Origin of the sequence: Pseudomonas gessardii, assembly GCF_001983165.1 — a bacterium.
GTDB lineage: Bacteria > Pseudomonadota > Gammaproteobacteria > Pseudomonadales > Pseudomonadaceae > Aquipseudomonas > Aquipseudomonas gessardii.
The window spans coordinates 65,541-80,221 of sequence record NZ_MNPU01000024.1 but is presented as its reverse complement, the minus strand read 5'-3'; the positions used below and the strand labels follow the sequence as shown (position 1 = coordinate 80,221).

Sequence of the window (14,681 nt, the reverse complement as noted above, 5' to 3'; positions counted from 1 at the left end):
GGCAAGAGCGCGAAAGTCGCGCTCATTGCCTGCATGCGGATACTGCTTATCAGACTGAATGCCATGCTGCGTGACGGCACCGAATGGAGGTGACGAATGGCATGTTGAAGACAGTTGCTCCCACATTTTTTAGAGGGTTTTTGTCGCGGTCGGATTGATCATCCGCGCCAACCCCAGGCTTTTCAGGGCCAATTGCAGCGAGCTGTGGATAACTTGCGGGTTGTCGATGGTCATCAACTCCGCCAGCAGGTCCTTGGCCTTGCTCAGGTTGATCTGGCGCAGCATCCACTTGACCTTCGGCAGGTTGGTGGCGTTCATCGACAGGCTGTCAAAGCCCATGGCCATCAACAGCACCGCCGCCGCCGGATCACCGGCCATTTCCCCGCAGATACTCACCGGCTTGCCTTCGGCATGGGCGTCGCGCACCACGTTCTGCAAGGCTTGCAGCACCGCCGGGTGCAGGTAGTCGTAGAGGTCGGCCACCCGTGGGTTGTTGCGGTCCACGGCCAGCAGGTATTGGGTCAGGTCGTTGGAGCCCACCGACAGGAAGTCCACCTGCCGCGCCAGTTCCTTGGCCTGGTACACCGCGGCCGGGATTTCGATCATCACGCCAATCGGCGGCATCGGCACGTCGGCGCCTTCGTCGCGCACTTCGCCCCAGGCCCGGTGGATCAGGTGCAGGGCTTCTTCCAGCTCGTGGGTGCCGGAGATCATCGGCAGGAGGATGCGCAGGTTGTTCAGGCCTTCGCTGGCCTTGAGCATGGCGCGGGTCTGGACGAGGAAGATTTCGGGGTGGTCGAGGGTCACGCGGATGCCGCGCCAGCCAAGGAAGGGGTTGTCTTCCTTGATGGGGAAATAAGACAGTGACTTGTCGCCGCCGATGTCCAGGCTGCGCATCGTCACCGGTAACGGATGGAAGGCGGACAGTTGCTCGCGATAAATCGCCAGCTGCTCCTTCTCGCTCGGGAAACGTTGGTTGATCATAAATGGCACTTCGGTGCGGTACAGGCCCACCCCTTCGGCGCCACGTTGTTGAGCACGCGCCACGTCCGCCAGCAGGCCAGTATTGACCAGCAGCGGTACACGGTGGCCGTCGAGGGTCACGCAGGGCAGTTCGCGCAGGGCATCGAGCCCCTGGGACAGCTGGCGCTCCTCCTCGACAATTTCGGCGTATTGCTTGCGCAGCACTTCGCTGGGGTTGGTATACACCTCGCCACGGTGCCCGTCGACGATCATCGCGATACCGTCGACCTTGGAATACGGCAGGTCCACCAGGCCCATCACCGTCGGGATGCCCATGGCCCGGGCCAGGATCGCCACGTGGGAGTTGCCCGAGCCCAATACCGAGACCAGGCCCACCAGTTTGCCTTCCGGCACTTCGCCGAGCATGGTGGCGGTCAGTTCTTCACTGATCAGGATGGTGTTGTCGGGGTACACCAGGTTGGTGCTGCGGTCTTCCTGCAGGTAGGCCAGCAGGCGCCGACCCAGGTCACGCACATCCGAGGCGCGCTCGCGCAGGTAGGCGTCGTCCATCAGTTCAAAGCGGTTGACGTGATCGGTGACCACCTGGCGCAGCGCGCCCTGGGCCCACTGGCCGGTCTTGATCACGGTCTTGACTTCGTTACCCAGGGACGCGTCGTCGAGCATCATCTGGTACACGTCGAACAGCGCCCGTTCTTCGGGGCGCAACTGGGTGGCCAGCTTGGTCGACAGGTTGCGCATGTCGGCGCGCACGCCTTCCAGGGCGGTCTTGAACAGTTTGATTTCCGCGTCGATGTCGTCGACGGACTTGTCCGGCACCACATCCAGGTCGGCCGGGGGCAGCATGACCACCGCCGTACCGACCGCCGCGCCCGGTGAGCCCGGCACGCCGACGAACTTGGCCTCCTGGATGCCCTTGCCCTGGCGCCCCAGGCCGCGAATCGAGCCGGTGGCCTCGGCATGGGCGATCACCCCGGCCAGTTGCGCGCTCATGGTCACCAGGAAGGCTTCTTCACCTTCGTCGAACTGGCGGCGTTCTTTCTGCTGGATGACCAACACGCCGACAACGCGGCGGTGGTGGATGATCGGCGCGCCGAGGAATGAGGCATAGCGCTCTTCACCGGTTTCGGCAAAGTAGCGATAACGCGGGTGATCGGCCGCGTTTTCAAGGTTCAGGGGTTCTTCACGCGTCCCCACCAGGCCCACCAGACCTTCATTGGGCGCCATGCTGACCTTGCCAATGGAGCGCTTGTTCAAGCCCTCCGTGGCCATCAGCACAAAACGGTTGGTCTCGGGGTCCAGCAGGTAAACCGAGCAGACCTGGCTGCCCATGGCTTCCTTGACGCGCAACACAATAATCCCCAACGCCGCCTTGAGATCCTTGGCGGAGTTAACTTCCTGGACGATCTTGCGCAGCGTATTGAGCATGGCTCGGGGTCGAACTCCGTCGTCAGTCGCGCGCTAAAAGGCGCGGGGCAAGCTCTTTGAGAGCGCGACGATAAACCTCGCGCTTGAATGTCACCACCTGGCCCAACGGATACCAATAACTGACCCAGCGCCAGCCATCGAACTCCGGTTTACCGGTCAAATCCATCCGCACCCGCTGCTCGTTGGAGATCAGGCGCAGGAGAAACCACTTTTGTTTCTGGCCGATGCACAGCGGTTGGCTGTGGGTACGCACCAGGCGTTGCGGCAAACGATAGCGCAACCAGCCTCGGGTACAGGCCAGAATTTGCACATCTTCGCGCTCCAGGCCGACTTCTTCGTTCAACTCACGGTACAGGGCGTCTTCAGGGGTTTCGTCGGGGTTGATCCCACCCTGGGGAAACTGCCAGGCATCTTGGTTGATTCGGCGAGCCCATAGCACCTGTCCGGCATCATTCGTAAGAATAATCCCGACATTTGGACGGAAACCATCGGGGTCGATCACGGCAACAACCTCGCAAACGCATGTCGCCGCATTGTTCCACAAAGCTTGTTGCAGCGGCAACGAGGCTGCTTACCTTATGTGCACTCTTGTGAAAAGACCGTATTCTGGACGCCTTTTTACAGACTTTTCAGCGAGTAACCGCAATGCGCCTGGCTTTATTCGACTTGGACAACACGCTTTTGGGCGGCGACAGTGACCACGCCTGGGGTGATTACCTGTGTGAGCGCGGCATCCTCGATGCCGTTGCCTACAAGATCCGCAACGACGCGTTTTACCAGGATTACCTGGCCGGCAAGCTGGACAACGCCGCCTACCTGAACTTCAGCCTGGAGATCCTCGGCAGCACCGAAATGGCCCAACTCGACGAATGGCACCGCGACTTCATGCGCGACTGCATCGAGCCGCTGATGCTGCCCAAGGCGGCTGAACTGCTGGCCAGGCACCGCGCCGCCGGCGACACGCTGGTGATCATTACCGCCACCAACCGCTTTGTCACCGCGCCGATTGCCGCACGTTTGGGGGTTGAAACCCTGATCGCCACCGAATGCGAGATGGCCGATGGCCGCTACACCGGACGCAGTACGGATGTGCCGTGCTTCCGTGAAGGCAAGGTGACACGCCTCAAGCGCTGGCTGGAAGAAACCGGGTATAGCCTGGAGGGCAGCTATTTTTACAGCGACTCGATGAACGACCTGCCGCTGCTGGAGCAGGTGACTCACCCGGTGGCGGTGGATCCGGACCCGAATCTGCGGGCCGAGGCCCAGAAGCGTGGCTGGCAGGTGATTAGCCTGCGCGCCTAAATGCTCGTTCCCACGCTCTGCGTGGGAATGCCTCACCGGACGCTCTGCGTCCACTCCTGGGACGCAGAGCGTCCTGGGCTGCGTGACCACGCGGAGCGTGGGAACGATCAGACGGGTTTGGCACCCATCAACCCGGCAATCGCCACGAATCCCACCAGGCTGACAACCGCCAGGGCCAGGGTGAATTTCGCGCTGCCCGTACCGCCCAGCCGCAGGCGATTGAGGCGCACCACCAGCCAGAACCAGGCCAGCGCCGCCACGCTGTAGATCACGCTGGAGCCCAGGATCCAGGTCTGCCCCAAAGGCCAGCCGATCAGGTGCACCAGCCACCAGCCGGTAAACGGCATGCTCACCAGGCTTACGCCCATCAACACCCAGACAAACAGCCATGGCCGGTGCAACGTAACCGCCGGGCCGGCGGCACGCTTGCGCCAGCTCAGCACGGCCAGGGCCAGGCCACTGGCCAGCAGCAGCACGGTGGCCACCATGTGGATCGTCTTGAGGGTCGTCAGATATTCCATGCTCTCGATTCCTTAAAGGCCGCCCAATCAGCGTAGTCGCTCAACCGAGGAACAGCTGATAGGCCGGGTTGTCGCTTTCATCCCAGTACGGGTAACCAATTGCTTCCAATGCCGCCGGCACCAGGTGGCGCTCGTTGGCCGGCACTTGCAGCCCGGCCACCACACGGCCGTCGGCCGCGCCGTGGTTGCGATAGTGAAACATCGAGATGTTCCAGCGCCCGCCCAATTTGTTAAGAAAGTTGAACAAGGCCCCCGGACGCTCCGGGAACTCGAAGCGAAACACCACTTCATTGCTGACATGCGCCGCGTGGCCGCCAACCATATGACGGATGTGCAGCTTGGCCAGTTCGTTCTCGGTCAGGTCCAGCACCGGGAAACCCTGCTCGGTGAGGCTGGCGATCAGCGCGCTGCGCGGGTCGGTTTCCGGGTGGGTCTGCACCCCGACAAAAATGTGCGCCTCGCTGCCGGAGTGGTAGCGGTAGTTGAATTCGGTGATCTGGCGCTTGCCCACGGCCTCGCAGAAGGCCTTGAAGCTGCCCGGGCGCTCGGGGATGGTCACGGCAATGATCGCCTCGCGGCCTTCCCCCAGCTCGGCGCGCTCGGCCACATGGCGCAGGCGGTCGAAGTTGACATTGGCCCCGGAATCAATGGCGACAAAGGTCTGGCCGCTGACGCCACGGGTCTCCACGTACTTCTTGATCCCCGCCACGCCCAGGGCCCCTGCTGGCTCGGTGATGGAGCGGGTGTCGTCGTAGATATCCTTGATCGCCGCGCAGATTTCATCGGTGCTGACGGTGATCACTTCATCCACATAGTCTTTGCAGATATCGAAGGTGTGCTGGCCGATCTGCGCCACGGCCACGCCATCGGCAAAGATCCCCACGGCTGGCAGTACCACGCGCTCACCCGCAGCCATGGCGGCTTGCAGGCAGTTGGAGTCGTCCGGCTCGACACCGATGATCTTGATCTCCGGGCGCAGGTACTTCACGTACGCCGCGATGCCGGCAATCAGGCCGCCACCGCCCACCGGGACGAAAATCGCGTCCAGCGGCCCCGGGTGCTGGCGCAGGATCTCCATCGCCACCGTGCCCTGCCCGGCAATGGTGTGTGGGTCATCGTAGGGGTGAATGTAGACGTAGCCTTTTTCGTCGACCAGTTTCAGCGAATACGCCAGCGCTTCCGGGAAGGAGTCACCGTGCAGCAGCACTTTGCCGCCACGGGAGCGCACGCCTTCGACCTTGATCTCCGGGGTGGTCTTGGGCATCACGATGGTGGCCTTGACCCCCAGCACCTTGGCCGCCAGGGCCAGGCCCTGGGCATGGTTGCCCGCCGAGGCGGTGACCACGCCACGCGCACGCTCTTCGGCACTCAGTTGGGTCAGCTTGTTGTAGGCGCCGCGAATCTTGAAGGAGAACACCGGCTGCAAGTCTTCGCGCTTGAGCCAGACCTGGTTGCCCAGGCGCTCGGAGAGCTGGCGGGCGGTCTGCAACGGGGTTTCCACGGCAACGTCGTAAACGCGCGAGGTGAGGATCTTCTTGACGTACTGTTCGAGCATCGGAAAGCATCACTGGGCGGGTTGGGCAGGGCCGAGGAGTCTAACCCGCCTTTTGGCCGGACGACCACACGAATCCAGAGGTTTTGTTGGGTTATACTCGCGCCCCTCTTTACTCCCCGCCCGCTTCGGAGCCCGCATGACCCAGGATCAACTCAAACAGGCAGTGGCCCAGGCCGCCGTCGATTTAATCCTTCCCAAGCTCGACGATAAAAGCATCGTCGGTGTCGGCACCGGCTCCACCGCCAATTGCTTTATCGATGCGCTGGCCCTGCACAAGGGCGCGTTCGACGGCGCCGTGGCCAGCTCCGAAGCCACCGCCGCGCGCCTCAAGGGCCATGGCATTCCGGTGTACGAGCTCAATACCGTGAGTGACCTGGAGTTCTACGTCGACGGCGCCGATGAAAGCGACGAGCACCTGAACCTGATCAAGGGCGGCGGTGCAGCCCTGACCCGCGAGAAGATCGTCGCGGCCGTGGCCAAGACCTTTATCTGCATCGCCGACGCCAGCAAGCTGGTGCCGGTACTGGGCAACTTCCCGCTGCCGGTGGAGGTGATCCCCATGGCCCGCAGCCACGTGGCCCGCGAGCTGGTGAAACTGGGCGGCGACCCGGTGTACCGCGAAGGCGTGTTGACCGATAACGGCAACATCATCCTCGACGTGTTCAACATGCAGATCACCAACCCGGTGGAACTGGAGACCCAGATCAATGCGATCGTCGGCGTGGTCACCAACGGGTTGTTTGCAGCGCGGCCTGCGGATGTGCTGCTGCTGGGGACCAGTGAAGGCGTGAAAACCCTCAAGGCCTGATGCTGTATGTGGGAGCTGGCTTGCCTGCGATGCAGGCGACTCGGTCTTTGAGCAAGACCGAGTTGATGCTATCGCAGGCAAGCCAGCTCCCACATTTGACCGAGTTGTACCCGATGGATATGTAACAAAAGCGCTACTTTTCGCAGCATTCCCTCCCCCGCCCGCCCCAATTTGTGCGCCAAGTCACGGCATCCCCTGCCGCATCTGGTATCAAATCCGTTACAACTTATAGCCAGGCGACCCCCACGGCCAACAACGCGCCAATTCGCGACCGCCCCATGGAATGAGGCGCGCATTGTGCAATCGGTCCCGCCGAGCGACTCCCTCCATCACCCCAAGGAAGACTTTGTGATCAAACCCCTCGCCCTCGCTGTCAGCGTTGCCTGTGCCCTGCTGTCGACTCAATCCCATGCCTACGACTATGGCGAGCACGCCAATGTCACCCTGGAAAAGCTGATCACCGACTACCCCGGCCGCTACCGCGGCACGGCCAACTTCGCCGGGGCCGCCGACTGGATGCAGAGCCAGATGGGCAGCGCCTATAACATCAGTCGCCAGGACTTCACTTGGAACGCCGGCAGCCGCGCCTCGCAGAACGTGGTGGCCTACGCCGCCGGCACCAAACCGCAGTACGTGGTGATTGGCGCGCACTTCGATACCTACTTCGGCCGCCCGGCCCTGCAGGGCCTGGACGACAACGGTTCCGGCGCCAGCGTGCTGACTGAAGTGGCGAAAAACCTCGGTGGCCTGCAACTGGAAAACGGCTTGCAGATCGTCGGCTTCGGCGCCGAAGAGGAAGGCTTGCGTGGCTCCAAGGCGTTTGTGGAGTCGTTGAGCGCCAGCCAGCGCGCCAACATGCTGGCCATGATCAACCTCGACAGCCTGATCACCGGCGACAAGATGTACGCCCACGCGGGCCAGAACAGCACGGCCAACCCGGCCCTGGCGGCGTTGCGCGAACACACGTTGCAGATCGCCAGGGAGTTGAACATCAACCTGTTCACCAACCCCGGCCTGGACCCGCAATACCCCGCCGGCACCGGTTGTTGCAGTGATGGCGAGGCCTTCGAGGCGCTGAACATTCCCATCCTGTATATCGAAGCCACCAACTGGGAACTGGGTGCCCTGGACGGCTACACCCAGACCGACAACCCGGCGATCCCCGGCGGCTCGACCTGGCACGACCCCAACGAAGATAACAAGACGGTCCTGACCAATGCCTTCGGCCAGGAGCGCATCGACCAGCGCCTGCGCGACTATTCGCGTCTGCTCAGCCGCCTGGTGCTGGAGCTGACCAATGCCGACTTGATGGCCTCTACCACCTCGGGCGGCGCGGTTGCACGCAATATGCAGGACAACCTGCAGCGCCAGCACCAGGCCATGGTGCGCCTGCACGACCGGCGCTGGCTGACCCTGCAATCGGCCAGCCGTGAAGTGGGCAGCTTCGATGGCGAGATCGGCGTGGACGGCGAATACAACCCCGACAGCGGCTTCGACACCGCCCCCAACCCCGAGGCCCGGCGCCTGGGCCTGCATGCCCTGGGCGACTATCAACTGAGCAGCAGCCTGAATATCGGCGCCAGCCTCAGCTACCTCAACGGCCGCGACAAGCTGGAGCACCGTGGCAAGCTGCAAAGCGACACCTGGCAAGCCGCGGTCTACGCCCTGTTGAGCGATGGCGGCCCGACCTGGCTGGCCGGCGACCTGAGCGTGGGCCACAGCCGCTTCGATTCCAAGCGCAACCTGCTGATCCAGGCCAACGGCGGCCCCGTGCTGCTTAACCAGCAGTTGACTGGCGAGACCGATGCCCTGTCCCTGGGGGCCCGGGTGCTCGGCGGTTATGACTTCGACCTGGGCGCGATCAAGACCGGACCGTTTGCCGGGCTCGATTACAGCCACTCGCGCATCGACAAGTTCCACGAGAAGCAGAACCTGCGCACCGCCCTTGAGTATGAAGAACAGTCCTTCGATTCCCTGGAAGCCAGCCTCGGCTGGCGCGTACGCGGCGCGGTAACCCTGCCTTACGGCCTGAGCCTGATGCCCTACGGCGACATCGCCTGGGTCAAGGAATTGGCCGACGGCCGCCTGGACGACCTGGACCTGACTGCACGGGCTGATGGCCAGGTGCGCACTGCGCGCCTGGGTTCAATAGACAAGAGTTTTGGCCGCGCGCAGGTCGGCAGCCAATTGGCGATCACCCCGCAGCTTGGGGTGTACGCCGAGGTGAATGGCCGCCTGGGCCATGCCGAAGGCAGCCAGACCGGCTATTCGTTAGGTGTGCAGTGGATGTTCTGACCCGTACCTACAAAGGGCCGGGGGTTTTCTTGAAGACGTAGAACAGGTTCGGCTCGCTGACCAGGTACAACGTGCCATCGTCATCCATGGCAATACCCTCGGCCTGGGGCACGCGTTTTTTCAAGCCATGGCGTCCCTTGAGCAGTGACAGGCTGCTCAAGGGGCGGCCATCGATATCCAGTTCCAGCACCAGGTACGACTCATCGGACAGCGCCAGCAAATGGCCGCTGCGTTCGTCGTATTGCAGGCTGGACAGGTCGCGTACAAACAGCCCGGCATCACGCCGGGGGTTGTTGACCACGTGGACCGAGTAGGTTTTTTCTGGCTTGAAATGGGGAAACCCGTGCACTTCGTAGATCAACATCGGGTCCCGCTCCTTGGCGACAAACAGGCGCTTGCCCACCGAGTCATAGGCCAGCCCTTCAAACCCTTTATTGCCCTTGAGGTGCACGCCCAGGGTCATCTGCTCGGCCTCGGCCGCGTCGAGAAACCGCGTGTCGTCCTCCAGATGGATCTTGATCAGCCGCTGCTGGCGTTCATCGCTGATCACATAAGTGTTCTCGCTGATGAACTCCACCGCTTCGGCATCGCCAAACCCCACCAGGTTAATCCGCCGCAGGATCTTGCCCTCCAGGGACAACTCGATCAGTTCGGCATTTTGATTGGTCACGGTAAACAGGCTCTTGCGTACCGGGTCGTAGGTCAGCGCCGAGACATCATCGTCCAGGCCCTCAATCACCTGCGCCTCCAGCACCACCTGATAATCCGCCAGGCCAATGGAGCGCTCGTCCGCCGGTTGGCGCCAGGCCTGCCAGTTGAACCAGGCGCGCTCGAATAAACGAAATTGCTGCGCGACTACCCCCACGGCAACCAAGGCGATCAGCAACAAGATAAGCAGGGCAGGTTTGGGGCGGGTCAATCGACGCATGGGGGCTGGCTCAAAGTCAAAACTGGCAAATGAATATCACAGCCGCCTGAATTTAAACTTAAACACCGCTCAGTGTCTGGGGAATGCCGCGCATAGAGAAGAATCCGACGTATAAGTCGGCTATTTCTGCCTCTCGAAGCGATAGAACAGATTGGGCTCGCTGACCATGTACAGCGTGCCGTTTTCGTCCATGGTCACGCCTTCGGCGCGGGGGATGGTGTTTTTCAGGCCATTGAAACCGCCAAGCACGGTCATGAAGCTGACTTGCTCGCCTTTTTCGTCCAGTTCCAGCAGCAGATGGGAGTCGGCGGACAAGACCAACAGGTGGCCAGTGCGCGGGTCAACGCTCAGGGCCGAGAGGTTGCGGATATCCAGCTCGGAGCTGGGCAATGTCTGCTTGTCGCCGGCCAGGGCCTGGCCGCCGTCGCTGTGCCAGGTAAACAGCTGCGCCGGGCGCTCAATGCCCAACACCAGTTGTTGATTGCGCTTGTCCCAGGTGACAGCCTCGAACGCCTTGTTCTGCTCCTTGGAGGGGCCCAGGTCGTAGCTTGGGAAGTCAGCGAAGGCCAGTTGACGCGTGTCGGCATCGACCTTGACCAGGGTCACGTTGTGCCTGCGCTCATCCACGATGGCCAGCACGCCGTTTTCCATCACCGTCACGCCTTCCGGGTTGCTCCAGCCCACCAGGGGTATCTTGCGCAGCACATCGCCCTGCCGGCTCAGTTCCACCAGGAATGGGTTGCGGCCCATGACCGCGAACAGGGTCTTGGTCCTTGGGTCGTAGGCCAAGTCCGAAGCTTCATCCTTTTCCATGCCGGGCAGCGGCTTGGCATCGATCACGGCCTGGTAATCCGGGAGCCAGACACTCTCCTGGCGCTCGACCGGGCTTTCAAAACGCTCCAACACCCATAACGCGCCCCGGTCATCCCAGTGCATCAACCAGGCAATGCCATACATCAGCGCCCCCGCCAGGCACAGCCAGGAATACCAGCGCATGTGCAAGCGCGAACGAAGCGTGGGTTTCACAGAAGGGAGAGGCACGGCCATGGAGGCATTCCAGATAATCGGCTGTAGGTGATAGCCCAGGCTCAGAACGCCTACGTGCCATATGCCCGAGGATTATCCAGATGACGTGTGAAAAAAATGCAAAACCCCGATTTTGGGGTATACGCAAATTAACTGTGGGAGCGGGCTTGTGTGGGAGCTGGCTTGCCTGCGATAGCAGCACCGTGGTGTATCAGGCACACCGCGGTGATGCTATCGCAGGCAAGCCAGCTCCCACACAAGCCAGCTCCTACATAAGTAAGGGCGTTAGCGTACGGAGCTCTCGAAGCGGCTCACGCCCGGCAGTTCCAGCACCAGCTCATCGCCCACTTCCAGCGGCCCCACGCCGACAGGCGTGCCGGTGAGGATCACATCACCGGCCTGCAACGAGAAGCAGCCCGCCATATGCTGGATCATCGGCACAATCGGGTTGAGCATCTGCGCGCTGCTGCCGTCCTGGCGCACCTGGCCATTGATGGTCAGGCGAATGCCAATCTCGGCCAGGTCCGGGAAGGTGCTGCCGACCACAAACGGGGCAATCACCGCCGCACCGTCGAAGGACTTGGCGATTTCCCATGGCAGGCCCTTGGCCTTCAGCTCGGCCTGCTTGTCGCGCAAGGTCAGGTCCAGGGCCGGGGCGAAGCCGGAGATGGCGTCCAGCACTTCTTCACGGCTCGGGGTTTTCGACAAAGGCTTGCCGATCAGCACCGCGATTTCCGCCTCGTAATGCACCGAGCCACGCTCGGCCGGAATGGCAAAACCGCCTTCCAGGGGCACCACGCAGCTGCCCGGCTTGATAAACAGCAGGGGCTCGGTCGGCACCGGGTTGTCCAGCTCCTTGGCGTGCTCGGCGTAGTTGCGCCCGATGCAGACCACTTTGCCCAGTGGAAAGTGGATGTTGGTGCCGTCGACGTACTTGTGCTGATAGCTCATGGGCCACTTCCTCTTGCGTGATGGTTAAACAGCGAAGATCTTGCCCGGGTTCATGATCCCGTTGGGGTCGAACACGGCTTTCACGGCCTTCATGTAGTCGATTTCAACCGGGGAGCGGCTGTAGGTCAGGTAATCACGCTTGGTCATGCCTACGCCGTGTTCGGCGGAGATCGAGCCGTTGTACTTCTCGACGGTCTCGAACACCCACTTGTTGACGGTGGCGCACTTGGCGAAGAACTCATCCTTGGACAGGTTTTGCGGCTTGAGGATGTTCAAGTGCAGGTTGCCGTCACCGATGTGGCCGAACCAGACGATCTCGAAGTCCGGGTAGTGTTCGCCGACAATCGCATCGATTTCCTTGAGGAATGCCGGCACTTTCGACACGGTGACCGAAATGTCGTTCTTGTACGGCGTCCAGTGGGAGATGGTCTCGGAGATGTACTCGCGCAGCTTCCACAGGTTGTGCAACTGGGTTTCGCTCTGGCTCATCACGCCATCGAGCACCCAGCCCTGCTCGACACAGTGCTCGAAGGTTTCCAGGGCGTGGTTGGCCACTTCTTCGGTGGTGGCTTCAAATTCCAGCAGGGCGTAGAACGGGCAATCGGTCTCGAACGGCGCCGGTACATCGCCACGGGCCATGACCTTGGCCAGGGCCTTGTCGGAGAAGAACTCGAAGGCGGTCAGGTCCAGCTTGCCCTGGAATGCATGCAGCACCGGCATGATCGAGTCAAAGTCGGCGGTGCCCAGGACCATGGCAGTGAGGTTTTTAGGGGCCCGGTCCAGGCGCATGGTGGCCTCGACCACAAAACCCAGAGTGCCTTCGGCGCCGATAAACAGCTGGCGCATGTCGTAGCCGGTAGCGTTCTTGATCAGGTCGCGGTTGAGTTCCAGCACATCGCCCTTGCCAGTGACGACCTTCATGCCCGCCACCCAATTGCGGGTCATGCCGTAGCGAATCACCTTGATCCCGCCGGCATTGGTGCCGATATTACCGCCAATCTGGCTGGAACCGGACGAGGCGAAGTCCACCGGGTAGTACAACCCGTTTTCTTCGGCGACGTTCTGCAATTGCTTGGTGACCACACCCGGCTGGCACACGGCGGTGCGGTCGGTGAGGTTCACGTCGAGGATCTGGTTCATGTAGTCGAACGACACCACCACTTCGCCATTGGCCGCCACCGCAGCCGCCGACAAGCCGGTACGCCCACCGGATGGCACCAGCGCCACCTTGTGCGTGTTGGCCCAACGGACAATGGCCTGCACCTGCTCAATGGTCTTGGGGAAGACGATGGCGGTCGGCGCGGGGGCGAAGTGCTTGGTCCAATCCTTGCCGTAAGCCTCCAGGGAGTCTGCATCGGTCAGCACTTTGCCGGGCTCAACCAGGGTCTTTAGCTCATCAATCAGGGCAGGATGGGTCATCGACAGAACTCTCGAACAATTCATGGTCATCCTGAGAACGCTTCACGTCGCAGGAATGAGTGTTTAGCGGGGCGCGTATGCTAGCATACCGCCCCCGCAGGACAGAGCCCAAGGGCGTTTCTGCGGTGACGGCTTTCCTGCCGTCCGGGTCAGCTTAAACGATCCGATTCCCTGCCATTTTTCTCCGGGACACAGGTTTACGCAGATGAGCAAGACTTCTCTCGATAAGAGCAAGATCAAGTTCCTTCTTCTGGAAGGCGTCCACCCATCGGCCGTCGACGTCCTAAAGGCCGCCGGGTACACCAGCATTGAGTACATCACCAGTTCTCTGCCGGAATCCCAGCTCAAGGAAAAGATCGCCGACGCGCACTTTATCGGCATTCGCTCCCGCACCCAGCTGACCGAAGAGGTCTTCGACCACGCCAAGAAGTTGGTGGCGGTCGGCTGTTTCTGCATCGGCACCAACCAGGTCGACCTCAATGCGGCGCGCGAGCGCGGTATCGCGGTGTTCAACGCCCCGTACTCCAATACCCGCTCCGTTGCGGAGCTGGTGTTAGCGGAAGCGATCCTGTTGCTGCGTGGCATCCCTGAGAAAAACGCTTCCTGCCACCGTGGCGGCTGGATCAAAAGCGCGGCCAACTCCTTTGAAATCCGCGGTAAGAAGCTGGGTATTGTCGGTTACGGCTCGATCGGTACCCAGTTGTCGGTACTGGCTGAAGGCCTGGGGATGCAGGTGTTTTTCTACGACACCCTGACCAAGCTGCCGTTGGGCAACGCCACCCAGGTGTCGAGCCTGACCGAACTGCTGGGCATGTCCGATATCGTGACCCTGCACGTGCCGGAAACCGCTGAGACCCAGTGGATGATCGGCGAGAAGGAAATCCGCGCCATCAAGAAGGGCGGGATCCTGATCAACGCCGCGCGCGGCACCGTGGTCGAGCTGGACGCCCTGGCCGACGCAATCAAGGACAAGCACCTGATCGGCGCCGCCATCGACGTGTTCCCGGTGGAACCGCGCTCCAACGACGACATCTTTGAAAGCCCGCTGCGTGGCCTGGACAACGTGATCCTGACCCCGCACATCGGCGGTTCCACCGCTGAAGCCCAGGCCAACATCGGCCTGGAAGTGGCAGAAAAGCTGGTCAAGTACAGCGACAACGGTACGTCGGTGTCCTCGGTCAACTTCCCGGAAGTGGCCCTGCCGGCTCACCCTGGCAAGCACCGCCTGCTGCACATCCACCAGAACATTCCTGGCGTGATGATGGAGATCAACAAGGTCTTCGCGGAAAACGGCATCAACATCTCCGGTCAGTTCCTGCAGACCAACGAGAAGGTCGGCTACGTGGTGATCGACGTAGACGCCGAGTACTCGGACCTGGCGCAAGAAAAGCTGCAGCACATCAGCGGTACTATTCGTAGCCGCGTGTTGTTCTAAGGCTGCAAGCGTGTACGAAAAAGGGAGCCCCA

The 14,681-nt window shown here is 61.7% G+C and carries 12 protein-coding genes; 4 read left to right on the top strand and 8 right to left on the bottom strand.

Annotation, left to right across the window (positions count from 1 at the left end):
* Positions 1-129 precede the first annotated feature (129 nt).
* Positions 130-2,409 (bottom strand): phosphoenolpyruvate--protein phosphotransferase, encoded by a 2,280-nt coding sequence (gene ptsP, locus BLL38_RS17555; protein ID WP_076963675.1) that lies wholly within the window; start codon positions 2,407-2,409, stop codon positions 130-132.
* A gap of 22 nt (positions 2,410-2,431) precedes the next feature.
* Positions 2,432-2,911: an RNA pyrophosphohydrolase gene (locus BLL38_RS17550; RefSeq protein ID WP_003176750.1), complete on the bottom strand. Its 480-nt coding sequence runs from the start codon at positions 2,909-2,911 to the stop codon at positions 2,432-2,434.
* A gap of 143 nt (positions 2,912-3,054) precedes the next feature.
* Here BLL38_RS17550 and BLL38_RS17545 point away from each other — a divergent pair, with 143 nt between their 5' ends.
* Positions 3,055-3,711, top strand: a complete 657-nt coding sequence (locus tag BLL38_RS17545; RefSeq protein ID WP_076963674.1) for a histidinol-phosphatase — start codon at positions 3,055-3,057, stop codon at positions 3,709-3,711.
* A gap of 107 nt (positions 3,712-3,818) precedes the next feature.
* On the opposite strand, the gene BLL38_RS17540 is transcribed toward BLL38_RS17545, so the two are convergent.
* The gene (locus BLL38_RS17540) at positions 3,819-4,232 is read right to left on the bottom strand and encodes a DUF2269 family protein (protein ID WP_076963673.1); all 414 of its coding nucleotides are present in this window, start codon (positions 4,230-4,232) and stop codon (positions 3,819-3,821) included.
* Positions 4,233-4,272: 40 nt separating this feature from the next.
* Positions 4,273-5,787, bottom strand: coding sequence for a threonine ammonia-lyase, biosynthetic (gene ilvA, locus BLL38_RS17535; protein ID WP_076963672.1), 1,515 nt, complete (start codon positions 5,785-5,787; stop codon positions 4,273-4,275).
* 136 nt (positions 5,788-5,923) lie between these two features.
* Here ilvA and rpiA point away from each other — a divergent pair, with 136 nt between their 5' ends.
* Both rpiA and BLL38_RS17525 read left to right on the top strand, forming a co-directional pair.
* Complete coding sequence (gene rpiA, locus BLL38_RS17530) at positions 5,924-6,595, top strand: ribose-5-phosphate isomerase RpiA (RefSeq protein WP_076963671.1); 672 nt, start codon at positions 5,924-5,926, stop codon at positions 6,593-6,595.
* Positions 6,596-6,943: 348 nt separating this feature from the next.
* Entirely contained in the window at positions 6,944-8,890 is a 1,947-nt protein-coding gene (locus BLL38_RS17525; protein ID WP_076963679.1) for an autotransporter domain-containing protein, read from the top strand.
* A gap of 7 nt (positions 8,891-8,897) precedes the next feature.
* Here BLL38_RS17525 and BLL38_RS17520 read toward each other — a convergent pair whose 3' ends face one another.
* The 4 genes from BLL38_RS17520 to BLL38_RS17505 form a co-directional block, all read right to left on the bottom strand.
* The gene (locus BLL38_RS17520) at positions 8,898-9,818 is read right to left on the bottom strand and encodes an SdiA-regulated domain-containing protein (protein WP_076963670.1); all 921 of its coding nucleotides are present in this window, start codon (positions 9,816-9,818) and stop codon (positions 8,898-8,900) included.
* Between the two features lie 120 nt (positions 9,819-9,938).
* Positions 9,939-10,865 carry an SdiA-regulated domain-containing protein gene (locus BLL38_RS17515; protein ID WP_076963669.1) on the bottom strand — a complete coding sequence of 309 codons (927 nt, stop codon included), beginning with the start codon at positions 10,863-10,865 and terminating at the stop codon, positions 9,939-9,941.
* Positions 10,866-11,129: 264 nt separating this feature from the next.
* Complete coding sequence (locus BLL38_RS17510; RefSeq protein WP_076963668.1) at positions 11,130-11,795, bottom strand: fumarylacetoacetate hydrolase family protein; 666 nt, start codon at positions 11,793-11,795, stop codon at positions 11,130-11,132.
* A 24-nt stretch (positions 11,796-11,819) separates the two neighbouring features.
* The gene (locus tag BLL38_RS17505) at positions 11,820-13,214 is read right to left on the bottom strand and encodes an FAD-binding oxidoreductase (protein WP_076963667.1); all 1,395 of its coding nucleotides are present in this window, start codon (positions 13,212-13,214) and stop codon (positions 11,820-11,822) included.
* A 205-nt stretch (positions 13,215-13,419) separates the two neighbouring features.
* On the opposite strand from BLL38_RS17505, the gene serA reads away from it, so the two are divergent.
* Positions 13,420-14,649, top strand: coding sequence for a phosphoglycerate dehydrogenase (gene serA, locus BLL38_RS17495; RefSeq protein ID WP_076963666.1), 1,230 nt, complete (start codon positions 13,420-13,422; stop codon positions 14,647-14,649).
* Positions 14,650-14,681 lie beyond the last annotated feature (32 nt).